The sequence below is a fragment of the Dietzia natronolimnaea genome, assembly GCF_002289575.1.
In the GTDB taxonomy this organism is placed as follows: Bacteria; Actinomycetota; Actinomycetes; order Mycobacteriales; family Mycobacteriaceae; genus Dietzia; species Dietzia natronolimnaea_A.
Genome location: NZ_NTGA01000016.1, coordinates 105839 through 131738, shown reverse-complemented (window position 1 = coordinate 131738; position 25900 = coordinate 105839). Strand labels below are relative to the sequence as shown.

The 25900-nt window shown below is 71.1% G+C and carries 30 protein-coding genes; 18 read left to right on the top strand and 12 right to left on the bottom strand.

The window, feature by feature from the left end:
• Nucleotides 1–55: 55 nt before the first annotated feature.
• The 4 genes from CEY15_RS09640 to CEY15_RS09625 form a co-directional block, all read right to left on the bottom strand.
• Complete coding sequence (locus tag CEY15_RS09640; RefSeq protein ID WP_095718252.1) at nucleotides 56–1243, bottom strand: FAD-dependent oxidoreductase; 1188 nt, start codon at nucleotides 1241–1243, stop codon at nucleotides 56–58.
• Entirely contained in the window at nucleotides 1240–2145 is a 906-nt protein-coding gene (locus tag CEY15_RS09635) for a DUF1295 domain-containing protein (RefSeq protein ID WP_095718251.1), read from the bottom strand. Before CEY15_RS09635 ends, CEY15_RS09640 begins: the two co-directional genes overlap by 4 nt.
• 296 nt (nucleotides 2146–2441) lie before the next feature.
• Entirely contained in the window at nucleotides 2442–2690 is a 249-nt protein-coding gene (locus CEY15_RS09630; RefSeq protein WP_095718250.1) for a DUF6480 family protein, read from the bottom strand.
• 535 nt (nucleotides 2691–3225) lie between these two features.
• Nucleotides 3226–3696 (bottom strand): hypothetical protein, encoded by a 471-nt coding sequence (locus tag CEY15_RS09625; protein ID WP_141244241.1) that lies wholly within the window; start codon nucleotides 3694–3696, stop codon nucleotides 3226–3228.
• Nucleotides 3697–3811: 115 nt separating this feature from the next.
• On the opposite strand from CEY15_RS09625, the gene CEY15_RS09620 reads away from it, so the two are divergent.
• From CEY15_RS09620 to CEY15_RS09605, 4 genes are all read left to right on the top strand, one after another.
• Complete coding sequence (locus tag CEY15_RS09620) at nucleotides 3812–6481, top strand: helix-turn-helix transcriptional regulator (RefSeq protein ID WP_095718248.1); 2670 nt, start codon at nucleotides 3812–3814, stop codon at nucleotides 6479–6481.
• A gap of 158 nt (nucleotides 6482–6639) precedes the next feature.
• A complete protein-coding gene (locus CEY15_RS09615) occupies nucleotides 6640–7251 on the top strand; it encodes a hypothetical protein (protein WP_095718247.1) in 612 nt (203 codons plus the stop codon).
• Nucleotides 7252–7315: 64 nt separating this feature from the next.
• Entirely contained in the window at nucleotides 7316–8059 is a 744-nt protein-coding gene (locus CEY15_RS09610; RefSeq protein WP_095718246.1) for an alpha/beta fold hydrolase, read from the top strand.
• A gap of 458 nt (nucleotides 8060–8517) precedes the next feature.
• Nucleotides 8518–8832: a hypothetical protein gene (locus tag CEY15_RS09605; protein ID WP_141244239.1), complete on the top strand. Its 315-nt coding sequence runs from the start codon at nucleotides 8518–8520 to the stop codon at nucleotides 8830–8832.
• Between the two features lie 19 nt (nucleotides 8833–8851).
• Here the strand turns inward: CEY15_RS09605 and CEY15_RS09600 are convergent, their stop codons facing one another.
• From CEY15_RS09600 to CEY15_RS09580, 5 genes are all read right to left on the bottom strand, one after another.
• The gene (locus tag CEY15_RS09600; RefSeq protein WP_095718244.1) at nucleotides 8852–9607 is read right to left on the bottom strand and encodes an SDR family NAD(P)-dependent oxidoreductase; all 756 of its coding nucleotides are present in this window, start codon (nucleotides 9605–9607) and stop codon (nucleotides 8852–8854) included.
• 40 nt (nucleotides 9608–9647) lie between these two features.
• On the bottom strand, nucleotides 9648–10550 hold the full coding sequence (locus CEY15_RS09595; RefSeq protein ID WP_095718243.1) for an enoyl-CoA hydratase-related protein: 903 nt from the start codon (nucleotides 10548–10550) through the stop codon (nucleotides 9648–9650).
• A gap of 99 nt (nucleotides 10551–10649) precedes the next feature.
• Nucleotides 10650–10940 carry a DUF4287 domain-containing protein gene (locus tag CEY15_RS09590; RefSeq protein WP_095718242.1) on the bottom strand — a complete coding sequence of 97 codons (291 nt, stop codon included), beginning with the start codon at nucleotides 10938–10940 and terminating at the stop codon, nucleotides 10650–10652.
• A 65-nt stretch (nucleotides 10941–11005) separates the two neighbouring features.
• Nucleotides 11006–11563, bottom strand: a complete 558-nt coding sequence (locus CEY15_RS09585) for a dihydrofolate reductase family protein (protein WP_095718241.1) — start codon at nucleotides 11561–11563, stop codon at nucleotides 11006–11008.
• Nucleotides 11564–11686: 123 nt separating this feature from the next.
• Nucleotides 11687–12757, bottom strand: coding sequence for an RNA polymerase subunit sigma-70 (locus tag CEY15_RS09580; protein ID WP_095718240.1), 1071 nt, complete (start codon nucleotides 12755–12757; stop codon nucleotides 11687–11689).
• 115 nt (nucleotides 12758–12872) lie between these two features.
• On the opposite strand from CEY15_RS09580, the gene CEY15_RS09575 reads away from it, so the two are divergent.
• From CEY15_RS09575 to CEY15_RS09555, 5 genes are all read left to right on the top strand, one after another.
• Nucleotides 12873–13160 carry an SHOCT domain-containing protein gene (locus tag CEY15_RS09575; RefSeq protein WP_095718239.1) on the top strand — a complete coding sequence of 96 codons (288 nt, stop codon included), beginning with the start codon at nucleotides 12873–12875 and terminating at the stop codon, nucleotides 13158–13160.
• Nucleotides 13153–14682 carry a multicopper oxidase family protein gene (locus CEY15_RS09570; RefSeq protein ID WP_095718238.1) on the top strand — a complete coding sequence of 510 codons (1530 nt, stop codon included), beginning with the start codon at nucleotides 13153–13155 and terminating at the stop codon, nucleotides 14680–14682. Before CEY15_RS09575 ends, CEY15_RS09570 begins: the two co-directional genes overlap by 8 nt.
• 64 nt (nucleotides 14683–14746) lie before the next feature.
• Complete coding sequence (locus tag CEY15_RS09565; protein WP_095718237.1) at nucleotides 14747–16900, top strand: copper-translocating P-type ATPase; 2154 nt, start codon at nucleotides 14747–14749, stop codon at nucleotides 16898–16900.
• Between the two features lie 103 nt (nucleotides 16901–17003).
• Nucleotides 17004–17411: a YciI family protein gene (locus CEY15_RS09560; protein ID WP_095718236.1), complete on the top strand. Its 408-nt coding sequence runs from the start codon at nucleotides 17004–17006 to the stop codon at nucleotides 17409–17411.
• 7 nt (nucleotides 17412–17418) lie between these two features.
• The gene (locus tag CEY15_RS09555; RefSeq protein WP_095718235.1) at nucleotides 17419–18645 is read left to right on the top strand and encodes an RNA polymerase sigma factor; all 1227 of its coding nucleotides are present in this window, start codon (nucleotides 17419–17421) and stop codon (nucleotides 18643–18645) included.
• Here the strand turns inward: CEY15_RS09555 and CEY15_RS09550 are convergent.
• Nucleotides 18629–18826, bottom strand: coding sequence for a hypothetical protein (locus tag CEY15_RS09550; protein WP_095718234.1), 198 nt, complete (start codon nucleotides 18824–18826; stop codon nucleotides 18629–18631). The genes CEY15_RS09555 and CEY15_RS09550 overlap by 17 nt on opposite strands.
• 271 nt (nucleotides 18827–19097) lie before the next feature.
• On the opposite strand from CEY15_RS09550, the gene CEY15_RS09545 reads away from it, so the two are divergent.
• From CEY15_RS09545 to CEY15_RS18140, 9 genes are all read left to right on the top strand, one after another.
• Entirely contained in the window at nucleotides 19098–19547 is a 450-nt protein-coding gene (locus CEY15_RS09545; protein ID WP_095718233.1) for a hypothetical protein, read from the top strand.
• Nucleotides 19548–19729: 182 nt separating this feature from the next.
• Entirely contained in the window at nucleotides 19730–20260 is a 531-nt protein-coding gene (locus CEY15_RS09540) for an Asp23/Gls24 family envelope stress response protein (protein ID WP_176475066.1), read from the top strand.
• A gap of 84 nt (nucleotides 20261–20344) precedes the next feature.
• Nucleotides 20345–20521 carry a hypothetical protein gene (locus CEY15_RS18485; RefSeq protein WP_162845654.1) on the top strand — a complete coding sequence of 59 codons (177 nt, stop codon included), beginning with the start codon at nucleotides 20345–20347 and terminating at the stop codon, nucleotides 20519–20521.
• A 3-nt stretch (nucleotides 20522–20524) separates the two neighbouring features.
• Nucleotides 20525–20974, top strand: a complete 450-nt coding sequence (locus tag CEY15_RS09535; protein ID WP_095718232.1) for a hypothetical protein — start codon at nucleotides 20525–20527, stop codon at nucleotides 20972–20974.
• Complete coding sequence (locus CEY15_RS09530; RefSeq protein ID WP_095718231.1) at nucleotides 20971–21525, top strand: DUF6286 domain-containing protein; 555 nt, start codon at nucleotides 20971–20973, stop codon at nucleotides 21523–21525. Before CEY15_RS09535 ends, CEY15_RS09530 begins: the two co-directional genes overlap by 4 nt.
• A 14-nt stretch (nucleotides 21526–21539) precedes the next feature.
• The gene (locus CEY15_RS09525; protein ID WP_095718230.1) at nucleotides 21540–22184 is read left to right on the top strand and encodes a hypothetical protein; all 645 of its coding nucleotides are present in this window, start codon (nucleotides 21540–21542) and stop codon (nucleotides 22182–22184) included.
• Nucleotides 22181–22759 (top strand): RNA polymerase sigma factor, encoded by a 579-nt coding sequence (locus CEY15_RS09520; RefSeq protein ID WP_095718229.1) that lies wholly within the window; start codon nucleotides 22181–22183, stop codon nucleotides 22757–22759. Before CEY15_RS09525 ends, CEY15_RS09520 begins: the two co-directional genes overlap by 4 nt.
• Nucleotides 22750–23274 carry a hypothetical protein gene (locus CEY15_RS09515; RefSeq protein WP_017838014.1) on the top strand — a complete coding sequence of 175 codons (525 nt, stop codon included), beginning with the start codon at nucleotides 22750–22752 and terminating at the stop codon, nucleotides 23272–23274. Before CEY15_RS09520 ends, CEY15_RS09515 begins: the two co-directional genes overlap by 10 nt.
• Nucleotides 23264–23584, top strand: coding sequence for a hypothetical protein (locus CEY15_RS18140; protein WP_141244238.1), 321 nt, complete (start codon nucleotides 23264–23266; stop codon nucleotides 23582–23584). The genes CEY15_RS09515 and CEY15_RS18140 overlap by 11 nt, the downstream gene beginning before the upstream one ends.
• Here CEY15_RS18140 and CEY15_RS09510 read toward each other — a convergent pair.
• Both CEY15_RS09510 and CEY15_RS09505 read right to left on the bottom strand, forming a co-directional pair.
• Complete coding sequence (locus tag CEY15_RS09510) at nucleotides 23475–25490, bottom strand: heavy metal translocating P-type ATPase (RefSeq protein ID WP_095718228.1); 2016 nt, start codon at nucleotides 25488–25490, stop codon at nucleotides 23475–23477. The genes CEY15_RS18140 and CEY15_RS09510 overlap by 110 nt on opposite strands.
• Nucleotides 25487–25882 (bottom strand): ArsR/SmtB family transcription factor, encoded by a 396-nt coding sequence (locus tag CEY15_RS09505; RefSeq protein ID WP_095718227.1) that lies wholly within the window; start codon nucleotides 25880–25882, stop codon nucleotides 25487–25489. Before CEY15_RS09505 ends, CEY15_RS09510 begins: the two co-directional genes overlap by 4 nt.
• Nucleotides 25883–25900: the final 18 nt, after the last annotated feature.

Genomic DNA, 25900 nt, shown 5'->3' with positions numbered 1-25900 from the left:
AGCGCGGTCACCGCCCTCAACGCCCGTGACCGGAACTCACCGAGCCCGCCTGTACTCACCGCGATCGCTTGCGCACCCCGCCGTAGATCAGCTGATGGGTGATGAGCCGTTGGAGCACCACATCGGAGGCGGGGGCGGGGACGCGGACGCCCCGGCCGGGCGGGGTAAAGACGATGAGTCCGTCGCGCAGCGGGCCGAGCACCGATCCCCAGCGGCGCCTCGGGGGCCGGTAGTCGCGCAGCGGGCCGCCCTGAAGGTGCGCACGGATGTTGCGTGCGACCAGGAGGTGTCCGCGGTTGCGGGCGGAGGTGCGCAGCGGGTCGGTGGCCGCCACATCGCCGACCGCAAAGACGTCGCTGTGCCCGGCCACTCGCAGCGTCGGCTCCACGCGGACGAACCCCCGGTCGTCGAGCATCTCCGCGGGCAGCCAACCGGTGTTGGGCGTGACGCGGCCGATCGCCCAGATCACTACATCTGCTGTGGTCGGTGCCTGACCCGTCGTCCAGCTCACGGGGGCGCTGGTGAGGTGCTCGTCGTCGTCGTCGTCGTTCTTGTTGTGGTTCGCAGCGTCGCCGCCGTCTCCACCAGCGACGTCCCCCGCCGGCAGCTCCGCGCGGTGACCGGGATGCAGGCCCACGCCGAGGCTTTCCAGTCGTGAGCGCACCCTGTCCCAGACGAGGTCGTGGTGATGAGGCAGTGCGCGGTCGCCGGGGAAGTAGAGATCTACGTTTTTGTCCGGCCAGCGTTCGGCCACCTGCGCCGCCGAGCTCAGGGCCGCCGCGCCGCCGCCGATGATCGCCACCGACCCCGCGTCCGCGATGCGCTGGTGGGGGAGGGAGATGTCGGCGTCGACGCCGCGGGAGTCCTGGAGGGTGGGGTGGCGCCAGAACCCATTGGTCACCCCGGTGGCGATGACGACGACGTCGTACGGTTCCTCGGCGACCGTGCCGTCACCGGCGGTGCCGTCCGCCAGCCTCACCCGCACGGTCCGGTTCTCGGTGTCGAGGGCGGTCGCGCTGCCGTGCACGATGCGAACGCGGTCGAGGCCCCGGAACCTGCTGTAGGCGATGCGGTAGTCGCGCGTCCACGCCTCGGGCCGGGCCAGCCGCAAGCCCAGCTCCTGGCCGCTGACGAACTCCGGCTTGGCGGTGATGCCCACCACGTCGCCGTGCCTGCGGAGCGCGATCGGGGTGAGGACCCCGGTGTCCCCGAGGCCCACCACGACGATCCGGGGGCGGCTCACGCGGAGGTCGTGGTCCGGCTCTTCTCCTGCGGGCGCTTCTTGGGCGGGCGCGGGATGAACAGCGACACCCGCTCCACCACGCGCGCGTACTCGGGCCGCCGCTCCAAGCTCCGCTGCTCCATCATCGGGATGCTCACGGCGAGGAACATCGCCACCATGGCAAAGGTGCCCACGAACACCCACCACGCGCCGGGCCAGGCCGCGAGACCGAACAGGCCCATGGAGAACCAGATCCCGCATTCACCGAAGTAGTTGGGGTGCCGGGACCACGACCACACGCCGGTGTCCATGACCTGGCCCGGCTTCCTGGTGGCGATGAAGCGGTGCATCTGCAGATCGGCGATCGTCTCGAGGGCCAGCGCGGCCAGGCCGACGCCGAACGCGACGAAGTCCAGCCACCCGAGCGGCTCGCCGGCCCTGGTCGCGACCACGTAGACGGGGACGAGTCCGGCGAAGACCTGCAGGGTCGGGAAGACGTGGATGCCCATGAGGTCGGCCACGAACTCGAAGCGGCCCGCGCGCTCGCGGACCATCGGGTAGCGCCAGTCCTCGTGATGCATGCCGGGGAAGGTGCGGATCCAGTTGGCGGTCAGGCGGATGGCCCACGCCAGCAGCACGATCATCATGAGCCACCAGCGGACGTCGTTGACGCCCGCGTCGGCGGCGATCCACCAGTAGAACGCCAGCAGCGGTGGGATGACCGACCAGAAGGCGTCGTAGAAGGTGGAGTTCCCGTAGAAGCGGCTGAACGCGAAGATCACCACAGTCGCGATGAGGTCGGCGATCAGGCCGTCGAGCCACAGCTGGCCGCTGTCCAGCCCCCACAGCAGCCACGCCAATCCGGCGCCGATGGCGATGACATAAGCGATCCCGACCCGCAGGAGTGACGCACCTTGACTCATGTCAGGCAGGGTAACGACCGTTCTGCGCGCGGACCTGCGGAACGGTGAGATGCGGTGGGGCGGTGCCGTGGTGTGGCCGTGAGCGCCACCTGCTGGGCGAGGCCGCGTCCGCCCACCCCGGGTGACCGGGGGAGGGCCCGCGCTGGGTGTGCCCACTCGTAGACTGGTCGCATGTGACGGATTCCGGGAAAACCCACCTGGGGAAACGTGATCAGGTGTGACCCCGCGGCGGGTGGTGCCCGGTGGCGGTGACGTGGCGGGCGGCGTTCACCGACGCGCCGACTACGGCCGTGTGGTCAGCCCAGGCCGAACAGCCTTCCTGCAAGTCCCAGCGCCATGAGCAGGACGATCAGCACGATGATCCCCAACAGCACGTAGATCCCGATGCGGGACCCGGACTTGGTCGGGCTCTGCCCGGTGCGTGCGCTGTCCGAGGCCAGGGACGTGGAATCCGAGTCCGGCGTCTGCGGTCCCGTGGGCGAGCCGCCGGCGTCGAGGTCGGGGGACTCGCTGGGATCCGGGTCTGGTGGGAGGGAGTTGGCCATGCCCCACTTTTGCACGAGCGTCGCTCGACGTGCCCGCGGGTATGCCGGCGCGGGTAGGGCCGGCGGGGACTTGAGTAACGGTTGTGCTGCCGCCGGAGGGGCAGGTCGGAGGCGGTCGCGCTGGGGTTCCAGACCGTCCCCGACTTTCGCTCGCCGACCTGGCCCGACGGTCCGGTTCCGCCGCAACTGCATCCGGACTTCTATGTGGATCGCCTACTTCGAGCCGGCCGGGGGCAGGGGGCGCGGCCGGCCGCGAGGTTAGGCCGATGCGCCTCGTGGTGGCGTCCCCGCGCCGGCGCATGAATCTGTCCCATCACACGCTCGTGCGGCGAGTGGTCAGAGCCGTCGGATTTCGTCTCGCTGGACCACCTGAACTTAAGCTGGGAAAACGTGAGCGGGATCGACCCCTCGGCGGGTGCGGCGGATCGGGCGGCTGCGCCCGGCGCCGAACCGCCGCCCGCCGAACCGCCTCCCGCCGAGCTGCCGCCGGCTGAACCGAGCCCGCCGCGTGCTCGCTCGTCGAGAAGCGAGAACCTCAGTAGCGTCTCGCCGGCACCAGTCGCTCAGGCTGTGCCTCCAGGTAGTCGAGCGCGTTGTCGTCGTAGGTGAGGACCAGGGCCACGGCGTTGGCGATGAGCAGCACCCAGGCCGACCACAGCGTCGGGTCGTACAGCACGGCCAGCAGGGAGACGCTCGCGGCGGTCGTCAGCAGCGCCCGGCTCCAGCGAGCGCCGTCACGGAGCTTCACGGCGGCCACCACCTGCACCACCATGGCGGCGAACAGTCCGGTCGCGAGGATCCAGCCGTACCAGCCGAGCGCCTCGGCCCCGCCAGCCTCGGCGCCGCCAAAGCCCGCCCCGCCGCGACCGGCCTCACCGACACTCAATCCCGCGACCAGCGCCAGAATGTTGCTTCCGGTGACAAGGCTGGCGATGGTGACCGTGGTGAACAGGCCACAGAACACCCAGATCCAGGATGCGATCGAGACGGAGAGCGGTCGGCTCACGGACGGACCTCTCGGGTCGGCGGTCGCACCCTCGTGGAGCGACTCGGACAAGATGCGCCTATCGTCTGACGAGATAGACAGGTGTCGATAGAGTGCGGCACACCTGATTTTTGGTGTGGTGCAGTGGTGCTCGGTTCCCGGGTTCTTCCCGTGGCTCCGTGCGCTCGTCGCGCCCTCACGCGGACGTGGTGCCCCTCAGCGCCCCGACGCGGCCGGACTGGAGGTGGATCTGGTGCCCGCGTGGAAGAAGGCCCGGGCGGTGCTGCGTGCGGACACCGTGGCCCGCGCGGTCGCGCTGTGCGTCGACACCCGGCGCGGTGTGCTGGTGGTGGGGCCGCCGGGCGCGGGTGCCAGCCGGTGCGCTGCCGACATCGCGGCCGGACTGCGCGCTGCCGGAATCCCGGTCTCCGTGTGGGATGACCTGGACAGAGCCGGTGCGCACCGAGCGCTGCCCGATGGCGCGGTGCTGGTGGCCTCGGCCAGGGTGGGCGCGGCTCTACCGCCCGGGTACCGCGAGGTGGTGAGCGCCCGCACCACGCGGTTGCCGCTGCGGAACCTCACGCGCGGTCAGTCGGAGGCCGCGGTCTCGGCGGCCGTCGGAGCGCCGCTTTCGGCGCGGCTGGTCGAGGCGCTGTGGGCCTGCTCCCACGGCAATCTCACCGCCCTGCGCGCCGTCTACGACGACCTGGCGACCCGCGGGTTGACCCGACGCACGTGTGACCGGGTGGAGTTGACGGTGGACCCGGCCACGGCGATCGCGGGCGTCGCGGTGGACCCGCAGCTGTGGATCGGTGCCAGCACCGGTCCCGGCGTCGTCGGCCCCGATGGTCTCGATCCCGTGACCGATGCCCTGACCACCGTCGCGCTCGCCCGCCGCATCAGGATCCAGGACCTCGAACGGCTCCACGGCTGCGAGGTGGCAAGCGACCTGGTGGCCCGGGCGCTCGTGGCGGAGGCCCAGCACAACGGCGCGCAGGTGCTCGTCGTGCAACCGCCCGTTCTGGCCGCTGCGCTGCGGGCCGGCGCGGATCACCGTCGGCGCAGGGACGCCTACGACGCCGTGCTCGCTCTCCCGGGGATCGTCCCGCCGGACCCGACCATCGTGCTGTGGGCGCTGTCCGAGGCACCCGCCACCCATGCCGGACGTGTGGACGCCCCCGCCGCCCTGGCCGCGGCCCGCGCCGCGCTCGACGCCCACGACTACCGCACAGGCGTCGAGTTGTCCGTGGCCGCCCAGCGTGCGGGCCTGGAGATGACGCCGCTGCAGCAGGCCGAGCTCGCGCTGGTCGCGGGTTCCTGCCTGCGGCTGCTCGACAGGGTGCAGGAGGCGGCCGTCATGTTCGAGCGGTCGCTGGAGTGTCTGCGGGCAGCGGCCGGACCGCGTGGTGACGACGACGAGCCGGGTGGGCCCGACTTCACCAGTGTGCTGATCGACAACGTGACGGCCCGGGCGGACCTCGCGCACTACCGCGACCGGGGTCCGGAGAACTCCCTGCCGTTGATCGAGGCGGCCCACGGACTCCTGACGCCGGGCCACCCCGCTCACTCGGTGCTGGACGCGCTGACCGTGGTGCACCTGTCCTACGCCGGGCGGTACCGGGAGGCGGCCCGGGCACACGCCGAACTCGGCGCGCCACAGACTGACGCCGCCCCTGGTCATCCCGCGCCTCTGCACCCCGCGTCCCTGTCAGCCGAGTGGGAGCGACGACTCGAGGCGATCCACGCCCTGGCGCTGGACGCGCTCGGGCAGTCAGACGCCGCGATTGCCGTCCTGCGGCGGCTGGCCCGCCAGTCGCGCACGGTGGACCACCACGCGTGGGCGTCGGAGGAGTACCTCGCGGCTCTGCTGTACGTGGTCCTGCACGGTTTCGGTGTCAACGCGCTGTTCGCGGAACTCGCGCCCTTCGTGGCGGTCGAGCAGGACGACTCCGTACGCCTGGACCACGGCATGCGACGGGTCGCCGACGCGGAGATCGCCCTGGCAGCCGGCGACCTGCCGTCGGCCGTGAGCGCCGCGTCCGATGCACTCGACACCATCGCGGTGGACGGCCCCGAGGACTTTCTCCCGCGTGCCATTTCCCTGTACGCGCTGGTCTCGGCCCTGTCCGGGCAGACCGCGACCGCGCAAGAGCAGCTGCGGCGCCTACGCGCCGTCCACGGGTATGCCAACTCGCCGGTCGGGCCGGAGATCCGCGGAGCCGAAGCGGGGGTGCTGTTCTGCCTCGGTCGGAGTGAGGAGGCGCTCGGCATCGTCCGCTCCCTCGTCGACGACGGACTGCTCGGCTCCGCTGTGCGCGCCGCTCTGGCCGGGGTGTTAATGGCCGATCCGGAGAGCTGCCGGATAGTGGCCGAGCTGGAGGTCAGTGGGGATGTGCCGGTGCTGGTGCGCGACCTGGCCGCTGCCAACCTGGCCGACAACCCCCGGCGATTGATCGATGCGGCTCAGCGAGCCCGTGGACACGGTCTGCTCATGGTGGCCGCAGCGGCCGCAGACCGCGCCCGCACCCTCGCCACCCCGGGATCGCAGCACCACACCCTGGCCGAGCGGATGCTCGCGACCACCGAGATCAGCGGGTCGCTGGCCGGCCTCACCGGACTGGGAGGTCCTGCTCGCTGGGTCCCGCCCGGGGTCACGCTGACCCGCCGCGAGTCCCAGGTCGCCGAGTTGGTGGGGCAGGGGTTGACCAACGCCGAGATCGCGGACGAACTCCACCTGTCCAAGCGGACCGTGGAGGGTCACCTCAACCGGATCTACACCAAGACCGGCACCCGACTGCGAGGGTGAACGGGCGACAGAGTCGAGGTGTGAGCATGCGTCAGTCACGGAGGAATCCAGCGCCGAGGAACCCAGCGCCGGGGAATCCAGCGCCGAGGAATCCGGCGCCGAGCGATCCGGTCCATGGCGATCCGGCCACCTTCTGCGAGGCGCCCGCGGCCTACATCGTGGAGACCTACTTCGTGCTCCGGATGGTCATCGCGGCCGGTGCGCTCATCCTCCCGGCAACCCTTCTCCTGTGGGTGGCCCTCGACTCCGGCGTGTCGATGATGGGCTCACTCAGCGCCTTCTACTACTCGCCGGCCCGGAGTCTCTTCGTGGGGATACTCGTGGCGATCGGCGTCGCGCTGGTGGCCTACCGCGGTTACACCCGCGGAGAGAACGCGCTGCTCAACGGAGCCGGCGTCCTATCCATCGTGGTGGCGCTGGTCCCGACGGGAGACTCGTCTCTGCCCGGGCTCACCGTGGCGGGTGCCGTTCACGCGGTGGCCGCGGTGGGGTTCTTCGTCCTGGCCGCGCTGTCGATCTTCTTCTACGGGCAGGAGACCCTCGGATCCCTTTCGGATCCGGACCAGCAGCGCAGGTATCGCGCGGTCTACCGGGTCCTGGCCGTACTGGTCGTTGCGTTCCCGGGCGCGGCGGTTCTCGTCGCCTGGGTGGTGGGGCCGTCCGTGGCCCTGTTCGCCGGGGAGGCGGCGGCGCTGTACGCGTTTGCTGCGTTCTGGCTGGTCAAGACCTATGAGCTCTCGCAATCCCATGCCGAGTTGAGGATCGTGTGAGCCAGCCGATGCGGCCCTTCACAGACACCGCGTCGCTCGCGGCCGTCGCGCGTAGGGTCGCGACATGACGAGTCTTGTCTTTCTCCCCGGCCTCCACGGCGACGCGCAGTCATGGGACCCGACCCTGCGCGCCCTGCCGGAGAGATGGAACACCACGGCCCTCGATCTGCCGGCCGAGCCCGACCTCGACGCGCTCGTCGACGAGACCGCCCGACAGATCGCGACCGGCAGCGTCGTCGTCGGACATTCCCTCGGCGGCGTAGTGGCCATGCACCTCGCCGAGCGGCACCCGTCCCTGCTGGCCGGCCTCGTCCTGGTCACCGCGCCCGTGGGTGCCGAGGACCCGGACGCAGCCGCGGCGCGCGCCGCCCGCGCGGCGGATCTGAGTCCAGGGGAGTATGAGGAGATCGCCCTCGACGGCATGGAGGCGGTGTATTACGGCGACCGCGGCCACGACCCGCAGGTCAGGGCCGAGCGGCTGCGCGCGGCGCGCGGGTACGGGCCGGAGCGGTTCGCCGCGCACTCGGTGGCCCTGGGCGCACGGCCGGACCGCAGTACCTTCCCCGCGCAGGCGCCCTGCCCGGTCCTCATCGTGGGGGCATCACACGACCAGGTGGTGCCCACCGAGGAACAGCGCAGGTGGGCCGAGGCCAACGGTGCCGGGGGCGGTGGTGCGGGCGCCAGCAGCAAGGGCGCCCGGGCGGTGGCCTACGTGGAGATCCCGGAGACCGGGCACATGCTGCCGGTGGAGACGCCTGAAGAGTTGGCCACCGCGATCAGCGACTGGTGGCGCCGCACCGAGGCCTGATGCGGGACATTCTCGGGTCGCCGAGCGCAGCATCGTGCCGACACTGCTCCTCGCCGCAACCCCCCGGACGGTCTAGAGTTCTTCCCCAGAAGGCGGGGTGGTCGTCAATGACTTCTCGGAATCGACCGTTGTCCCAGAGATCCGTCGCGCCGGGGGACAGGGCGAATCGCGCGTTGAGGGAGCTCGACGACCAGGTCTTCTCGGACGTCGTCCTGCGGGAAGTGCATCGTCGCAGTGCGTTCGGCCGGGTCGCCGGGCAGATCGACAGGGCCGTGAAGACGGTCCGGGCGCCGGACGGTGACCTGCTCCGGGGACCCGCGGCACCGCGTGCCGGAGGTGGCGCTACTGCCGCTCGTCGTGCCCGTGCCGTTGCGGTCTCAGTCTCGCGGGGTGCCACATTGCAAGTGCCTGTGATGTGCTCGGTCGAAGCGGCTGAGGCCCTCGCGCGGCGCGGAGTGTTGTCCGAATCCACCGCCGCCGACGCACTTCGGACGTTCGCGCGAGACGGCCGCCTGATCGCGCTCCGCGGCGACCGGAGATGGGTCTACCCGCGATTCCAACTGGACTACTTCGATCCGCGCGACCCGAACAACATCATCTGCGCGATCAACCGGGTGCTGGACGCCGGTCGCTATCCGGAAGCTGCGACCTCCTGGTGGACCCTGCCGTCGGTCGCCCTGCCCGGCATGCGCCCACCCGTAAACCTGTTGGGAGGCGACCACGACGCACTGCGGCAGCTGGCGTCGGAGTACGCGTCCGGAGCTGATCGGTGACAGGTGCGCGGCGGCTGACTCAGCGGGGGAGTTGCCCGTCGTCGATCTTGATGACGGTCCCGGTGACCGCCTCTGACGCGTCCGAGACGAGGTAGAGCAGCGTGGAATCGAGCTGTTCGGGTACGCCGAGTCGCTTCCGCGGGAACCCGGGCGCGATGTCGCCGACCCGCTCGAGCATCCCGTCGGTCATCTCCGACTCGAAGACTCCCGGCGCGATGGCGTTGACGTTGATGAGATTGCGCGCCCACTCCACGGCGAGGGCCTCCGTCATCCGACTGAGTGCCGCTTTGGTCGTGGCATAGAGGGCGGCCCCGTTCCCGGCGTAGTGGTACGCGGCCATCGAGGAGATGTTGACGATCCGGCCCGGGGTTTCGGCCACGATCAACCGTCGGGCCACCCCGGTCGCCATGAGCCACGGGCCACGGATATTGGTGTCCAACACGGCGTCCACGAGCTCCAGTGGCATCTTGTGTGCGCGCTGCGCATCGGGGATGCCGGCGTTGTTAATCAGGATCCGGGGAGCGCCGAGACGCTCGGTCACCTCCGTGAGGCAGGACTCGACGGAGGCCGGATCGGCGACGTCCAGCCGAACGCCGTGCGCGCTGCCTCCGCGTCGGCTGATCGCGTCGACGACCTCCTCGATCCTCTCGGTACGCCGCCCGGTCACGACGACTGTCGCGCCCGCGTCCGCGAGCACATGGGCGAATCGGGCGCCGAGGCCGGCGGTCGATCCGGTGACGATCGCGACGCGACCGGTGAGGTCGACAGAAGTCATGGGGAGTCCTCTCCGAGGTGGGGGGTGGCGGTGGAACCGGTCAGATGATGCGGCGAGGCAGTGAGGGAAGTAGCTCAGGTGAGAAGAGGTCGGGCAGGCCGTCCGAGACGCGGTCCGGGAAGTCCGGCTCCTCCTTGGCCAGGAACGCGGAGACGCCGGCGCGGACGTCGGCGGACGTGCCGCGGGTGTAGATTCCGATGGACTCGGCGCGGTGGGCCACCTCGGGGTCGGGAGCGCCGAGCATCCGCCACATGAGCTGGCGGGTCAGCGCCGCCGACACCGGGGCAGGGCCGCGGGTCAGCTCGCGGGCGATCTCGATGGCGCGGGGGAGGACCTCGTCGGCGGGCAGCAGCTCACGCACCAGGCCGCGCTCCAGGGCCTCGCCGGCGAGGATGGTTCTGCCGCCGACAGTCCACTCGACCGCCGTGGAGATGCCCACGATGCGGGGCAGGAACCAGGTGGAGCACGCCTCCGGCACCAACCCTCGTCGCGTGAAGACGAACCCGAACTTGGCGTGGTCCGCGGCGATACGCACGTCGGTGGGCAGGGTCATGGTCACCCCGACGCCCGCGGCCGAGCCGTTGATCGCCGAGATGATCGGCTTGGTCATCCGGAAGATGCGTAGCGAGACCAGGCCGCCCGTGTCCGGCGGGGGGTTGCCGGTGTCCTGGCCGGGATCGACGGCGAAGGTCTCGCCCCCGCCCGAGATGTCGGCCCCCGCGCAGAACGCCCGCCCGGTGCCGGTGAGCACCACGGCCCGGATGTCGTCGTCGGCGTCGCAGGCGTCGAGGGCGGCGACGAGGTCGGTGAGGTTCCGCGTGGTCGCCGCGTTGAGCCGATCGGGGCTGTTGAGCCTGATCACGGCGACGTCGTCGTGGCGCTCGAGGACGACCTCTCGCTGGTCGGCTGCGGTCTCGGGTGCCTGGTCGGGCGAGGGCTGCATGGTGACGGACGCTACCCGCGGTGGCGGGTGGTGGGGCCGGGATCCGATACTGACCGGCTGCGCATACTCGCCGCCGGCTCGACGGGGGAGGATCCGGGTTCAGCGGTTCGGGTTGGTGGCCGCGCCATCGAGCCAGAGCATGTCGGTCGCGTCGGCGTGTGAACCGGTGGAGCCGACGTGCTTCGAGCTGATCTGAGGCCCCTTGGTGATCACGTGGACGAGCGCCATGCCGTGGCCGCGGCCGAGCCCGTAGTCGTTCTTCAACCACTCCAGAATCGGCCCGGCCTTGGTGCCGGGGCCGAAACCGCGTTCGGTCGCCTGATCCACGAGTTGCCGCGGCGTCAGCCCGGTCTTGGTTTCGATGGTGTCGAGATACGCCTGGAAGGACATCGGATTCTCCTCTGATCGATAGGCGGCGGGGTGATGGGTTTCGGGTGATGAGCGAGTGGGTCCGGTCAGGCGTCCGCGGAGTCCGAGCGCAGGGCATAGGTCGCGACGATGTTGCCCGCCTGGGTCTGCGTCGAGTTCAACAGACGCAGGCGCGTCGTGGGGACGGACTCGTCGAAGAGCCTGCGGCCCTCACCGGAGATCACCGGGTGGATGGTCAGCGTGAGCTCGTCCACCAGGCCCGCCAGCACCAGCCTCCTGGTGGTCTCCACGCCACCCGCGATCGCGATGTCGCCGCCCGGTTCCTGCCGCAGCTGCCCGAGGTACCCGGCCGCATCACCGGTGGCGATAACGCTGTTCCACGGCAGCTCGCCCGTCAGGGTGGAGGTGAGCACGTGCTTGCGGACCGGGTTGACCCACTCGGCGAACGGGTCCTGCGCACCGGGCCAGTAACCGGACCACTCCTGCCAGAGCGTGCGGCCCAGCACCAGGTCCGTGGTCGCGGCAGTCATCTTCTGCATGAACTCCATCTCCTCGGGTCCGAAGGCGTCGAACTGCCAGTGCTCGGCATGCTCCGTCACGCCGTTGAGCGTGGAGAACATGTGGGCCGTGATCGTGCGGCTCATGATGATCCCTCCTGAGGGGACTCGGGGGCCCGGTCGAGCAGGTGCTCGGGGCCCGAAGGACCGTCCTTCACAGGGGTAGACGGTGCGAGGCGCCGAAAGTGATCGGTGCGGCGGGGATTCTCCCTACGGCAGGTGGGCGGGCAGGCCGAACTCGGCGAAGTGGCCCGCGCCGATGAAGTGGGTGAGGGCCGAGAGGCGGCCGGCGCGGGACTCCAGGACGTGGATCGCGAACGGCTCCCATCGAGCCGCGCTGGAGTCGCGAACGCCGGCGTCGTTTCGGCTCTCGTCTCGACCGCCGCCGTCGTGATAGACCGCGACGGCCGGACGGCCGTTGGCGGAGGTGACGATGGTCCGCGAGTTGCGGCACACCTGCCCGGGGCCGCGCCACCAGCGCTCGATCTGCGCGGGGCCGCGGAGCCAGAGCTCGAACGGCGGCATGCTGAACTCCGCGTCCTCGGTGAGCAGGTCGACTAGGCGGTCGACGTCGTAGGCCTCGAAGGCGGCGACGTACTTCTCGAGAAGCCGGGTGTCGTAGGCGGGGGCGTCGTCCGCGGTGTCGGTTGGGAGAGTGGCCCCGTGCTGGGCCATGGTCTTGCGCGCCCGGGCGAGTGCGGAGTTGACCGAGGCCACGGACATGTCGAGGAGGTCCGCGCACTCCGCCGCCGAGAGCACCAGGACATCGCGGAGGATCAGCACGACCCGCTGCCGGGGTGGCAGGAACTGCAGCGCGGCGACAAAGGCGAGCCGGACCGATTCGCGGGCGAGGGCGGTGGCGGACGGGTCGACGCCGAGATGGGCGTCGCTCGCCGGGCCGATCCACATCTGCTCGGGCATGGTGGCCAGCGACGTGGGGTCGTCTGGGACGCGGCCGGGCTCGTTGAGGTCCACCGGAAGGCTGCGTCGCTGCGGCGCGCGAGCCATGTCCAGGCAGACGTGGGTGGCGATGGAATACAGCCACGTACGCAGCGACGAGCGGCCGCCGAATTCGGCGCCATCCCGCGCCCTCCACGCACGCAGCATCGTCTCCTGCGTTGCGTCTTCGGCCTCCGCGATACAGCCGAAGTAGCGGTAGCAGTAGCCGAGGATCTCGCGGCGGTAGGTCTCCGCCTCGGTCCTGTTCACGCGGTCATTGTCCGCCTGGGGTGCGGAATTGTGGTGTGGTTCGGCGGCCGGGCGACAGGTTCCGGGGGACAGTGTCCACCGCCGATGCAGCGGCCGGCCTTCTTGATCAAAACTTCACGCGACCTCTACCTGAACTGGTGCGTGCACGCGCGATGCTGATGTCACCAACCGAAGGACGGTGACGACCATGATGGGCTGGTCGGGTCAGCTGAGTGCCACCGGGTGGATCATCATGGCGGTGTGCATGCTCGTGTTTTGGGCGGCAGTGCTGTCCATGCTGGCCATGATGTTCCGTAATGACCGTTCCGGGGGGCACGGACGCACCGCGCCGGAGGCCGATCCGCTTCGAGTGCTCGAAGTGCGTTTCGCCCGCGGAGAGATCGGCTCCGACGAGTTCGTGGCCCGCCGAGAGGAGCTGACGCGCTCCGGCAACTCCGTACCGACGAAACCCGAGCACGGGCGGCCCCGTGTCTGAGCTGACCCGCCGGTCCTTCCTCCTCGGTTCAGCCCTCGCCGGGGCCGGGGCGCTCGTCGCCTGTTCCGGAGCGGGCCCGCCGACCGGTACCCCCGTGCAGCCCTTGTCGGACGCTGTCCGTCGTGCCGAGCTGGCGCGCCGCAGCGCGGGCCAACGGGTGGTCTCAGCGCGGTTGACGCCGCGTCCGGTCGACGTGGATCTCGGTGGACGCGTCGTCTCCACCTGGGGCTACGACCCTAGCCTGCCCGGGCCGCTACTGCGTGCCCGTGTCGGGGATCTGCTCAAGGTGGAGGTGGACAACCAGCTGCCGGCGGAAACCAGCGTGCACTGGCACGGACTGGCACTGAGCAACGACATGGACGGGGCACCCGGCCTGACTCAGGACCCCATCGCCCCCGGCGGTCGGTTCGCTTACGAGTTCACCGTCCCGCACGCGGGCACGTACTTCTATCATTCGCACTCCGGGCTCCAACTCGACCGCGGACTCTACGGGCCCCTGATCGTCGACGACCCGAACGAGCCCGGTGACCATGAGCACGAGTGGATCGTGGTGCTCGACGACTGGCTCGACGGCACCGGTCGCACCCCCGACGATGTTGCCCGCGACCTGGGCATCGGTGACGCCGCAGGTATGGGCAGCGGATCTGGGATGGGAAGAATGGGCGCGATGGACCACGGCGGCATGAGAGGTATGGGCGCCACGGACACGGGTTCCGAGACGATGCTCTCGCCGATGCTCGGCGGCGCCGGGGACGTGAGCTATCCGCTCTACCTGGTCAGTGGGCGGGTCCCGGAGGACCCGATGGTGTTCAACGCGACACCCGGGGAGCGAGCGCGTATCCGCCTCATCAACGCCGGTGCTGATACCGCCTTCCGCGTGGCCCTGGGCGGGCACCGGATGACCATCACCCACACCGACGGCTTCCCGGTCGTGCCGCAGGATACCGATGCACTGATGGTCGGGATGGGCGAGCGGTTCGATGTGCTCGTCACCCTCGGCGACGGCGTCTTCCCGTTGTTCGCGCAGGCCGAGGGCAAGACCGGTCACGGGCAGGCACTGGTGCGCACCGCTGCGGGCGACCTGCCTACCCGGTCCCGACCCGACGAGCTGGACCGGCAGGTGCTGTTCGGCACCGATCTGGCGCCTCGCGCGGACGTCCGACTGGAAGAGAAGGGGCACGATGTTTACCACAGTCTGGACATGGGCGGGACCATGTCGCCGTACAGGTGGACCCTGAACGGCCGCGCTCACCCCGACATCACGTCGTTGGACGTCAACGAAGGGCAACGGGTTCGTATGCGGATGCGCAACATGTCGGACATGTTCCACCCCATGCACCTGCACGGACACACCTTCGCTCTGCCCGATACCGGGCTGCGCAAGGACACCGTCACGATCAGACCGATGCGCACCGTGGAGATCGAATTCGATGCCGACAACCCCGGCCAGTGGGCGCTTCACTGCCACAACGCCTATCACCAGGAGGCCGGGATGATGACCACCCTGTCCTACCTGGCCTAGTGAACACCCTGAAACACCCAAGACAGCCGAACCCCTGAGCCCCGCCACTCCCAGGAGGCTATTGATGTCGCATCCGGAACACGGACCCGCGCAACCGAACCCGGCGCCGACCAGACACGGCCACGGCGCCGAGGTTCACAGCCCGCCCCCCGCCGAGCACGGCGAGCACGTCGCCCATGTCGGGCCGGGCGGGCACGGCGAGGACGGGGGCCACGATCGACACGCTGGGCACGGGGCACACGGGGAGATGTTCCGCCGTCGCTTCTGGGCGTCGCTGGTGCTGGCGATCCCGGTGGTGTACTTCAGCCACATGGTCGCCGATCTGCTCGGCTACACCATGCCGAATTTCCCCGGCGCCATGTGGATCGCCCCGGTGCTGGGCACGGTGATCTTCCTCTACGGCGGCACCCCGTTCCTCACGGGCGGCTGGGCCGAACTCCGCTCGCGCCGCCCGGGGATGATGCTGCTGATCTCCATGGCGATCACTGTCGCCTTTGTCGCCTCCTGGATCACCACCTTGGGCCTCGGCGGGTTCGAGCTGGACTTCTGGTGGGAACTGGCGCTGCTTATCGTGATCATGCTGCTCGGGCACTGGCTCGAGATGCGCGCGCTCGGCTCGGCCTCGGGAGCCCTCGATGCGCTGGCGGCCATGCTGCCGGACTCGGCGGAGAAGATCACGGATTCCGGGACTGTCGCAGTTCCGCTTCCGGACCTCGAGTTGGGGGACCTGGTGCTCGTGCGCGCAGGAGCGCGGGTGCCCGCCGACGGCACGGTCACCGACGGCCGTGCCGAAGTCGATGAATCGATGATCACCGGCGAATCCAAGACGGTCACCAGAGAAGCCGGCGACACCGTGGTCGCCGGAAGCGTTGCGACGGACAGCGCGCTGAGGGTTCGGATCACCGCGGTGGGCGAGAGCACGGCTCTGGCCGGCATCCAGCGGATGGTCGCCGACGCCCAGGCCTCCTCGTCCCGAGCGCAAGCTCTGGCAGACAAGGCCGCGGCGTTCCTGTTCTATTTCGCCACGGTCGTGGGCATCCTCACGTTTGCGGTCTGGGCGTTGCTCGGCAACGTCGACGAGGCCGTGGTGCGCACGGTGACCGTGCTCGTGATCGCCTGTCCCCACGCGCTGGGGTTGGCTATTCCACTTGTGATCGCGATCTCCACCGAACGAGCGGCCAGGTCCGGGGTGTTGGTCAAGGACCGGCTCTCGCTCGAACGCATGCGCACCGTCGATGTGGTCCTGTTCGACAAGACCGGCACCTTGACCGAGGGCCAGCACCGGGTCACGGGAGTCACCGCCGCGCGCGGGGTCACCGGGGAGCGGGTGTTGGCGTTGGCGGCGGCGGTCGAGGCCGACAGTGAACACCCCGTCGCCCGGGCTATCGTCGCGGCGGCCGATGACCGGGTGCCGGCCGGCGAGCGGATCGCCGCCACCGATTTCCGGTCCCTGCCAGGCCGTGGGGTCCGCGCCCGTGTCGATGGCACCGAGGCCAGCGTCGGCGGTCCCGCCATGCTCAACGAACTGGGGTTGTCGATTCCCACCGACGTCGCGGAGGTGACCGAGCAGTGGGTGTCGCGCGGGGCGTCGGTGTTGCACGTCGCCGAAGGTGACCGGATCCTGGGGGCCGTCGCGCTCGAGGACGCCGTGCGGGAGGAGTCCCGGCAGGCGATCGACGCCCTGCACGCCCGTGGGGTCTCGGTCGCCATGATCACCGGCGACGCCCAGCAGGTCGCGGACGCCGTGGCCACGGACCTCGGGATTGACGAGGTGTTCGCCGAGGTGCTTCCCGAGCACAAGGACGCCAAGGTCACCGAGCTCCAGAAGCGCGGGCACAGGGTGGCGATGGTCGGCGACGGGGTCAATGACGCCCCCGCCTTGGCTCGCGCTGATGTGGGCGTGGCGATCGGTGCCGGGACCGATGTGGCCATCGAATCCGCCGGGGTGGTGCTCGCCGCGAACGACCCGCGGGCGGTCCTGTCTATCATCGACCTCTCCCATGCCAGCTACGGCAAAATGTGGCAGAACCTGGTGTGGGCAACGGGGTACAACGTCATCGCTGTGCCGTTGGCCGCCGGGGTTCTGGCCTTTGTCGGCGTGGCGATTTCCCCCGCGGTCGCGGCGATCCTCATGTCTGTCTCGACCATCGTGGTGGCGCTCAACGCCCAGCTGTTGCGCCGCCTCGACCTCGACCCGGCACGATTGGCCCGCACATGACCACGGTGTGACCGATCTGGTCGCTCATGTCGAGAACCCGGATCCGGTTCCGTCCCCCTAGTGCAGCGACCACACTGGGTCGCACAGTACGAGGAGGATCGCCATGGCCAAGTACCTGTTGCTCAAGCACTACCGGGGTGCCCCGGAGCCACCCAATAACGTGCCCATGACCGAGTGGGCGCCCGAGGAGGTGTCCGCCCACATCCAGTACATGAACGACTTCGCCGCTCGGCTGGAGGAGTCCGGCGAGTTCGTCGACGCCAACGCGTTGTCGGAGTCGGGGACGTGGGTGCGGTACGACGGCGAGGGCCGCCCGCCGCTGACCGACGGCCCGTTCCCCGAGACCAAGGACCTCATCGCCGGCTGGATGATCATCGAGACCGCCAGCTACGAGCGGGCCCTCGAGCTCGCGGGCGAGCTATCTGCGGCCCCGGGGGCGGGCGGGGAGCCGATCCACGAGTGGCTCGAGCTGCGGCCTTTCCTGGAGGCTCCCCCGGAGTTCGAGGGCTGACCCTGCCATGCACGGGCCTGCCAAGACCGGGCCAACCGCAGACGGGCAGGAACTGCGCGAGCTGACCCCGCGGGTGATCGGCGTGCTCGTGCGCCGTGGGGCGGACTTCGCGGCGGCCGAGGACGCCGTGCAGGACGCTCTGCTCGAGGCCGAGCGCACCTGGCCGGAGAGCCCGCCCCGCAATCCCCGCGGCTGGCTGATCGCCGTGGCGTGGCGCAGGTTCCTGGACGCCGCGCGCGCGGAGGCCGCCCGTCGGCGTCGCGAGGAACTGGCTGCGGCCGAGCAGGTGGTGAGCTCGTCGTCGTCGATCTCCTCCGGCGGTCCGGGCGCCGACCCGGCGGCAGGGGAGGGGCCGGGGAGTGAGGTCGACGACGCCCTGTGGCTGTACTTCCTGTGCGCCCACCCGTCGCTGCCCCTCGCGTCGGCGGTGGCGCTCACGCTGCGCGCGGTGGGCGGGCTGACCACCCGGCAGATCGCGCGGGCGTTCCTGGTCCCCGAGGCCACCATGGCGCAGCGCATCAGTCGCGCCAAACGCACTCTCTCCGGCGAGCGGCTGGACCGTCCCGGGGACGTGGCCACCGTGCTGCGGGTGCTGTACCTGGTGTTCAACGAGGGGTACACCGGCGAGGTGGACCTGGCCGAGGAGGCCCTGCGGCTGACCCGGCAACTGTCGGCGTCGATCGACCATCCCGAGGTGCGGGGGCTGCTCGCGCTGATGCTGCTGCACCACGCCCGCCGGGCCGCGCGGAGAGACGACGACGGCGAGCTGATCCCGCTGGCGCGGCAGGACCGCAGCCGCTGGGACACCCGCTCGATCGCGGAGGGCGTGGCGATCCTGCAGGCGGCGCTGGCCCGCGACGAGCTGGGGGAGTACCAGGCGCAGGCCGCGATCGCCGCCCTCCACGCCGACGCGCCGTCCGCCGCCGCGACCGACTGGGTGCAGGTGGTCGAGTGGTACGACGAGCTGCTCGCGCTGAACGACAGCCCGGTGGCCCGCCTGAACCGCGCGGTGGCGGTGGGGCACGCCGTGGGGCCGCGAGAGGGGTTGGCCGCGCTCGAACCGGTGCCGCGCTCGCTGCCCCGGCGCACCGCGGCCGAGGCGTACCTGCACGAGCTGGCTGGGGACAGGGCCGCGGCCGCCGAGCTCTACGGCCTGGCGGCGGAGGAGTCGACGTCGCTGCCCGAGCGCCGCTACCTGGGCCGGAGGGCGGGAGCCCTCAGGGGACCTGGCTGACCACCGCGGTGGAGGCGTTCCGGTCCGCGCCCGGGGAGGACTGCGCGGACTCGCTCGACACCGCGAAAAGGGTGACCCCCAGGACCGCCACCGCGGCGAGCGCTGCGCCGACCCCCAACTCGAGGGTCGTCAACTGCAACCGCTGCCCCTGTACCTGGGGCGGCATGGTGGAGGTGGCCATGGAACTCCTCTTCCGGCTCGACTGCGTATCCGCGTTGCTCGATATCCACGTTGCTCGACCGCGGATCCACGGAGGACGCGGATCGACGGTGGACGCGGATGACCATAGTCCCCCAACGCCCTCCGGGGTAGGGGGGCCACCTGTTCGCTCGTCGGGAGGTCGCGGCTCGCTCGTCGGGAGGTCGCGGCGGCGCCCGCGGTGGGGGTCCGGCGCCCCCATCCGTGTGGTGTAGGTCTCCGAATCAGGGGCAGACGCTGAAAGGAGAACGCACATGAGTTCTCTCCCCGGACCGCGCACCCGCCCCGGCCCCGGCCGAAGGCTCAGGCTCGCGGGCTTCGCGGTACTCGCCACCGGCGCGGTCGCCGTCGCCCTGGTACCCGGCATGGTCTCGCTCGGGGCGTCCATGGGCGGTGTCGTGTCGTCAGCGGAGATGGCGGCCGGCGCGGTGCTCCACGCCCGCAGCGGCTGGATGGCGCCCGCGGTGTTCACCGTGACGGTGTTCGCCCTCGTCGTGGTCGTGACCACGGTGCTCCTGTGGGCCCCGGTGTCACTGTCCGATGGCCGCGGTGCCCGGACTGCACACAGTGCCCGGCCCGGACACCGTGCCCGGCCCCGCCGCGGCGCCCGAATCGGTCGACGGGGCCGCGCGGAGTTCGGACTGCGACAGCCCGAGCGTGCCCTGCGCGTGCGGATCGATCGTCTGCCGGGGATCACGGACTAGAGCCGCGACGGCTCGTCCACCCGGCACCAGGCCGCTGTGACCAGCAGGTTCACGGCCTGATCGAGGCCCCGGAGAAAAAGTTCGAGATCTCTCGTGACGATCCGGCGACTCGTGACGTCTTAGTTGTGTAGTTGTTCATCGAAGGCCCGGCCCGGTGCCGGACCTTCCCGCGAGGAGGAATCATGTCGAACGCAATTCCGAAGACCGGCCGTGAGCAGTCGCGCGAGCAGCAGGCCGCCGAGGCCGCGCAGGCCGAGGCGCAGGAGAAGTCCGTCGAGAAGCAGCCCGCGCGCGGACCGCTCCAGACGTCCCGCGGCGTGACCACCCTGGACGACGCCGTGGTGGCCAAGATCGCCGGGATGGCCGCGCGCGAGGTCCCCGGTGTCTATGACATGGGCAACGCCGCGCGACGCGCCTTCTCGGTCGTGACCGATCGCATCCCCAACGCCCAGACCAACGTCACGGGCGGCATCAGCGTCGAGAAGGGCGAGACCCAGACGGCGATCGACGTGACGGTGGTCGTGGAGTACGGCGCCTCGATCGTCGACGTGGGCAACGCCATCCGACGCAACATCATCGACCAGGTCGAGGGCACCACCGGACTCGAGGTCGTCGAGGTCAACGTCAACGTGGCCGACGTCCGCCTGCCCCAGGACGACGACGGCGACGACGTCCGCACCAGCTCCGAGAGCGGGCGCGGCGAGCTGCGCTGATCCGCGCCCACCCACCGACCACTGCTGCACCGCGGGGGCGGGTCACCCGGCCCGCCCCCGCACCCCCTTGAGCGAGGAGTTCTCATGAAGACCACCCATCTCACACTTCTGGTGGGGTTGTTCCTCGGCGCCGTCGCCGCGTTCGGCTCCATCGGCCAGTTCCTCATCGTGCTGATCTTCGGCGTGATCGGTGTGGCCGTGGGCCTGGCCATGGAGGGGCGCGTCGAGATCAAGGGCCTCACCGATCGCCGGAGGCGGTGACCCGTGACCGCCGCGCAGACTGACCAGACCGGTCGCCGGCCCGCCACGGATCCGGCCGCGGTCGAGGAGTCCGCACCGCAGGACCAGGCGCTCCGGCCGGCCGCCGAGCGCGGACTCACCACCATCCCCGCGTCCGTCGTCGGCCGCATCGCCGAGCAGGTCGCCTCCGAGTACACCCACGTGGGCGGCGCCGCCGGAGGTCTGCTGGGGGTGGGCGCCCGCCGGGACTTCGACTCGCGCCCGTCGGCCACCTGCGACCTCTACGGGACCGTCGCCGTGCTCACGCTGGACGTGGGCGTCGCGTTCCCCGTGAACCTGTCCGCCACCTGCCGAGGCCTGCGCCGGTACGTGCGCGAGAGGGTCGGCGAGTTGACCGGCCTCCAGGTGGGCCGGTTGGACATCGAGATCTCGTGGCTCAACCCCGGGACCGCGACGAGAGGAGCACTGAGATGAGTGCACGGACCCGCGGAAGTGGACTGATCAGACGGCCACCGCGCGCCATCCCGGTGGGACTGCTCGCCGCAGCGCTCCTGGTCGCGGGCGGCCTGGGGAGCTGGCTGCTGGGGACCTACCTGGTCGACGGCACCTGGCCCTCGGCGGCGTCCGCCACGGTGGACTCGATCTCGGGCACCGGCATCGGATCGACGGAGATGCGCATCGCCGCCGTCGTCCTGGCTGTGGTGGGGCTCGCTCTGCTGCTGGCCGCCCTCGTGCCGGGACGCCCGTCGCGCGTCCTGGTCCTCGAGGATGCCGTCCCGGGCGAAACCGCCATCTCCCGCCGGGACCTGGCGCGCCGCATCCAACGGCGCACCGAGAACGTCGACGGCGTGCACAGTGCGAGCGTGGCCGTGCGTCGTCGCCGGATCGATGTGGCCGTGGAGACCGTGGTCGACGATGCCGCCCCGGTGACCCGGGGTGCGAAGGACGCCGTGGACCGGGCGCTGGCCGAACTGCGTCCGGCCAGCCCGTCACGCCCCCGCGTGCGCACCCACCGCAGAAGCTGAGAGGACGACACATCATGCGTAGCCTTTCCGGAACCCGCAACCGCATCGCGTTGACGGTGGCGGGTCTGCTGACCCTGGCCGTCGCGGCGTGGCTGGTCGCGGTGTCCTTCGCCCTCATCCCCGCGGGCTCGCCGCTCGCCGGCCTGACGGTGCCGGCCGACTCGACGGTGTCGATGCTGGTGCAGGAGCACCGTGGGTGGGCACTGCCGGCCGCCACCGCCGCCTCCGTCCTCGCCGTGCTCGCCGGGCTGGGTCTGCTGCTCGCGCAGATCCCCACCGCACCGGCGCACACCTCTCTGCGTCTGCACGACGACGACGGCACCGTCCTGGCCACCCTGGAACCCCAGGTGCTGGAACGTGCGCTCGCCGAGCGGGTGGAGGGCGTCCCCGGCGTCGAGGAGGCGTCCGTGCGGGTCTCCGGCTCCACGACCTCCCTGCGGATCCTGGCCGAGGTGACGATCGCCGAGGAGGCGCAGGTGGAATGGGCTGTCGAGGAGGCCCGCCGGGTGCTTGCCGCGGATCCGGAGACCGCCCTCGGCACCAGTCCTCGGTCGGTCGACCTGCTGGTCCGCGTGCACACCCCGCGGACCTCCCGATCCGACCGCGTGGCCGTGCGCCATCACGGTGCGGGCGGGGAACTGGTCTCCGAGGCGGCATGACCCCCGCGCCCTCCCCGCCGGGGGAGTACCCCGACCGCACCCTGGTGCTGCGCGCACAGGACGGTGACCCCGAGGCCTTCGACGTGTTGATCGACCGCCACCAGGGTCGCCTGTTCCGCATCGCCTACCTGGTGTTGGGGGATCGGCAGGACAGCGAGGACGTGGTCCAGGAGTCGCTGCTCACCGCGTGGAAGCGGCTGCATCTCCTGGACGACCCGGATGCGGTGCGGAGCTGGCTGTCCCAGATCTGCTCGCGTCGGGCGACCGATATCGCCCGCCGCCGTGCCCGGCGCTCGACCGACGCCCAGCCGCCCGAGCTCCTGAACGTCCACCGCGACGAGGGCCCCCGCGCCGACCCCGCCCGCACCACGGAGGTCAACGCCCAGATGCAGGCGCTGGCGCGGGTGCTGGGGACGATGGACCCGGACCTCCGGTCCTGCTGGACACTGCGCGAGATCGACGGCATGTCCTATCGGGAGGTCGCGTCCGCGCTCGACATCACCGAGTCCACCGCGCGGGGCCGCCTCGCGCGTGCCCGCACGCACGTGATCGAATATATGAAGGAATGGCGGTGAACACCATGGACGGATCCTCCGGACCCGGTGGACCCGACGACGCCGAGGCCACCCGGCACTATCTCGATCAGATCAGTGCCCTGCACCGCGACTGGGACGAGCTCGAGAGCCGGGGCGACGACTCCGTGCAGCTGTCCGGTCGGGCGAGGTCGGCACTGGCGGAGGCCGTCCGCGCGGATGCCCGACACGGCGCGCGGGTGCAGATGCCTCCCACCGACATCGGCCCCTACTCGCTGACCGAACTCGCCCTGCGGACACTGATCCGCGACACCGTCGACGGCGTCCCGGGGGTGCTGAGTCTGCGGACCACCGTCGACCACGATCCGGTCGAGGGCTGGGGTACCCGCGGTCTGCCCCGCCGCATCGCGTGCCGCGTCTCGTTCGCGGCGTCGACCCCGGATCTGCCCGCCCTGGCGGACGCGGTCCGACAGGCGGTGCGTGGTGCGTGCGCCCGCGAATTCGACCTCGTCGACCTGGTGGTCGACGTCCACATCGAGGATCTTCATGAGAACTGAGCCGACGGCAGCGGAGTTGATCGACCTGGTGGTGGCCGTCCCCGGGGTCAACGGGATAGAACCCGGCATCGGCACCTCACTGCGGGCGCTCGATGCCCGCATACGGCGGGCCGGCTCCGCCCTGAGTCACTTCGGTCTCCACGTCGACCGCGACGGCAACAGGGTCACCGTCGAGGTGAGCCTGGACCCCTCCCGACCGGTCAGGCAGAGCGTGCGCGAGATCCAGTCGGTCCTGCGGGACGCCCTGGGCGCCTCGGTGCCGGTCGGTACCGAACTCGAGGTGCGGGTGCAGTCGCTCCACCGGGGCTGAGCCCGCGGCGCGTGCGTCCGGCGCGCACACCGTTGGCGATCACCAGGATCTCCGCGAGCTCGTGCACCAGCACGACCGCGGCCAGCCCCAGGACGCCGGCCAGCGCCAACGGCACCAGCCCGATGATGATCGCCAGCGAGAGCCCGATGTTCTGCAGCATGATCCGGCGGGAGCGGCGGGCGTGCTGCAGCGCCCGGGGCAGGTGCCGCAGGTCCTCGCCGAGGAGGGCCACGTCGGCCGTCTCGATCGCGACGTCGTTGCCCATCGCCCCCATCGCGATCCCCAGGTCCGCGGTCGCCAGGGCGGGGGCGTCGTTGACGCCGTCGCCGACCATCGCCGTCGCCCTCTCCGCGCGGAGCCGGGTGACGATGCGGGCCTTGTCCTCCGGCCGCAGGTCCGCGTGGACGTCGTCGAGCCCCACCTCGGCCGCCAGCGCGCGGGCGGTGCGGCCGTTGTCCCCGGTGAGCATCGCCACCCGATAGCCGTCGCGGCGCAACGCGGCGACCACCTCCGCGGCCTCGGGCCGCGGCTCGTCGCGGACCGCGATCGCCCCCAGCACCTCGCCCTCCCGCTCGACCAGCACGGCCGTCGAGCCGTGGTGCTGCATCCGTTCGACATCCGACGCCAGGGGGCCGGGCCGGATCCATCCGGGCCGACCCAACCGGACCGACCGCCCGTCGAGCAGCCCGGTCAGGCCGGCGCCGGTGACGGCGGTGACCTCCCGGGCCGCGGGGACCTCGTGGCCGGCCGCGTCCAGGATCGCCGCCGCCAACGGGTGTTCGCTGCGGGCCTCCAGAGCGGCGGCCACCGCGAGAACCTCCGCCCCGGAGACCCCGTCCGCGGTCGCGATCTCGACGACGGCAGGACGGCCACGGGTCAGGGTGCCGGTCTTGTCCAGGGCGATTCCGCGGATGCGGCCGAGGGCCTCCAGAGCGGCGCCACCCTTGACCAGCACACCGAACCGGCTTGCCGCACCCACGGCGGCGTACACGGTGACGGGCACCGAGATCGCCAGGGCGCAGGGCGAGGCCGCCACCAGGACGACGAGGGCCCGTTCGATCCACACCTGCGGGTCGCCGAGCAGGCTCCCCACCACCGCGATCAGCGCGGCGGCCACGAGGATGCCCGGGACCAGGGGCCTGGCGACGGTGTCGGCCAGCCGCTGGGCCTCGCCCTTGCGGGACTGTTCGGCCTCGACGATCCGGACGATCCTCGCCAGCGAGTTGTCCCGCGCCTCCGCGGTGACCGTGACCTCCAGGGCGCCGCTGCCGTTGATCGACCCCGCGTACACCTCGTCCCCCGGACCGGCCTCGACCGGGACCGATTCGCCGGTGATCGCCGAGTTGTCCAGGGCGGTCCGCCCTGTGCGGATGGTGCCGTCGGTGGCGATCCGCTCGCCCGGTCGGACGATCATCACCTCGCCCAGACGCAGGTCGTCGGGCTCCACCCGCAGCTCGCGCCCGCCGCGGAGGACGGAGGCGGTCGACGGCACCAGCGACAACAGGGAGCGCAGGCCGCGGCGGGTGCGTGCGACCGAATACTCCTCGAGCCCCTCGCTGATGGCGAAGAGGAACGCCAGCATGGCGGCCTCCTCGATCTGCCCGAGGATCACCGCACCGGCGGCCGCGATGGTCATGAGCGTGCCCACGCCGATCCTGCCGCGCACGAGCCGCCTCAGGGTCGAGGGGACGAAGGTGTAACCGGCCACCAGCAGCGCGAGCACGGACAGCGCGGACCCGGCCGCGTGGGGGCCGGCCGTCCAGTCGAGGATCAGTCCCGCGAGCAGCAGGAGCCCGGCGATGACCGCGGCCCGGATCTCGGTGACCTGCCACAGCTTCTCCGGACCGCGGTCCTCGTGCTCGCCGGCCAGCGGTTCGTCGGGGCCGCACCCGCACGCGTCGCTCACGAGACCTGGTCGGGGCACAGCGCGACCGCCGACCCGGTCGCGGCGAGGAGCGTCTCGGCGGAGGCCAGCAGGTCCATCAACTCGGGCCGGGCGAGCGAGTAGAACACCTGCCGGCCCTGCGGTCGCCCCTCCACGAGCCCGCAGTCCCGCAGGCACGCGACATGGGCGGACACCGTGGACTGCGCCAGCCCGAGCTCGGCCACCAGATCGGCGACCCGGGTCTCACCGCGGGCGAGCCGGCGGATGATCGCCAGCCGGGTTCCGTCGGACAGGCTGCGGAACAGCGCGGCAGCGGCATCGAGTCCGGGCCCTGACTCGGGGGTCGCTCCCGGCTCCGTCCCTGACCGGCACCCGGTGGTGTCCGCGTACGCAACCCCGGCATTGATCGTCATTCGACGATGATAACTGTG

Coding starts and splice junctions, on each gene's coding strand:
- CEY15_RS09585 (WP_095718241.1), bottom strand. CDS start 11,563: ATGAGCCGCACGATCACGGCCCACATGTTCTCCACGCTCAACGGCGTG.
- CEY15_RS09525 (WP_095718230.1), top strand. CDS start 21,540: ATGCGTAGCCTTTCCGGAACCCGCAACCGCATCGCGTTGACGGTGGCG.
- CEY15_RS09630 (WP_095718250.1), bottom strand. CDS start 2,690: ATGGCCAACTCCCTCCCACCAGACCCGGATCCCAGCGAGTCCCCCGAC.
- CEY15_RS09515 (WP_017838014.1), top strand. CDS start 22,750: ATGGCGGTGAACACCATGGACGGATCCTCCGGACCCGGTGGACCCGAC.
- CEY15_RS09590 (WP_095718242.1), bottom strand. CDS start 10,940: ATGTCCTTCCAGGCGTATCTCGACACCATCGAAACCAAGACCGGGCTG.
- CEY15_RS09520 (WP_095718229.1), top strand. CDS start 22,181: ATGACCCCCGCGCCCTCCCCGCCGGGGGAGTACCCCGACCGCACCCTG.
- CEY15_RS18140 (WP_141244238.1), top strand. CDS start 23,264: ATGAGAACTGAGCCGACGGCAGCGGAGTTGATCGACCTGGTGGTGGCC.
- CEY15_RS09575 (WP_095718239.1), top strand. CDS start 12,873: ATGATGGGCTGGTCGGGTCAGCTGAGTGCCACCGGGTGGATCATCATG.
- CEY15_RS09610 (WP_095718246.1), top strand. CDS start 7,316: ATGACGAGTCTTGTCTTTCTCCCCGGCCTCCACGGCGACGCGCAGTCA.
- CEY15_RS09555 (WP_095718235.1), top strand. CDS start 17,419: ATGCACGGGCCTGCCAAGACCGGGCCAACCGCAGACGGGCAGGAACTG.
- CEY15_RS09560 (WP_095718236.1), top strand. CDS start 17,004: ATGGCCAAGTACCTGTTGCTCAAGCACTACCGGGGTGCCCCGGAGCCA.
- CEY15_RS09540 (WP_176475066.1), top strand. CDS start 19,730: ATGTCGAACGCAATTCCGAAGACCGGCCGTGAGCAGTCGCGCGAGCAG.
- CEY15_RS09565 (WP_095718237.1), top strand. CDS start 14,747: ATGTCGCATCCGGAACACGGACCCGCGCAACCGAACCCGGCGCCGACC.
- CEY15_RS09550 (WP_095718234.1), bottom strand. CDS start 18,826: ATGGCCACCTCCACCATGCCGCCCCAGGTACAGGGGCAGCGGTTGCAG.
- CEY15_RS09600 (WP_095718244.1), bottom strand. CDS start 9,607: ATGACTTCTGTCGACCTCACCGGTCGCGTCGCGATCGTCACCGGATCG.
- CEY15_RS09635 (WP_095718251.1), bottom strand. CDS start 2,145: ATGAGTCAAGGTGCGTCACTCCTGCGGGTCGGGATCGCTTATGTCATC.
- CEY15_RS09545 (WP_095718233.1), top strand. CDS start 19,098: ATGAGTTCTCTCCCCGGACCGCGCACCCGCCCCGGCCCCGGCCGAAGG.
- CEY15_RS09595 (WP_095718243.1), bottom strand. CDS start 10,550: ATGCAGCCCTCGCCCGACCAGGCACCCGAGACCGCAGCCGACCAGCGA.
- CEY15_RS09530 (WP_095718231.1), top strand. CDS start 20,971: ATGAGTGCACGGACCCGCGGAAGTGGACTGATCAGACGGCCACCGCGC.
- CEY15_RS09505 (WP_095718227.1), bottom strand. CDS start 25,882: ATGACGATCAATGCCGGGGTTGCGTACGCGGACACCACCGGGTGCCGG.
- CEY15_RS18485 (WP_162845654.1), top strand. CDS start 20,345: ATGAAGACCACCCATCTCACACTTCTGGTGGGGTTGTTCCTCGGCGCC.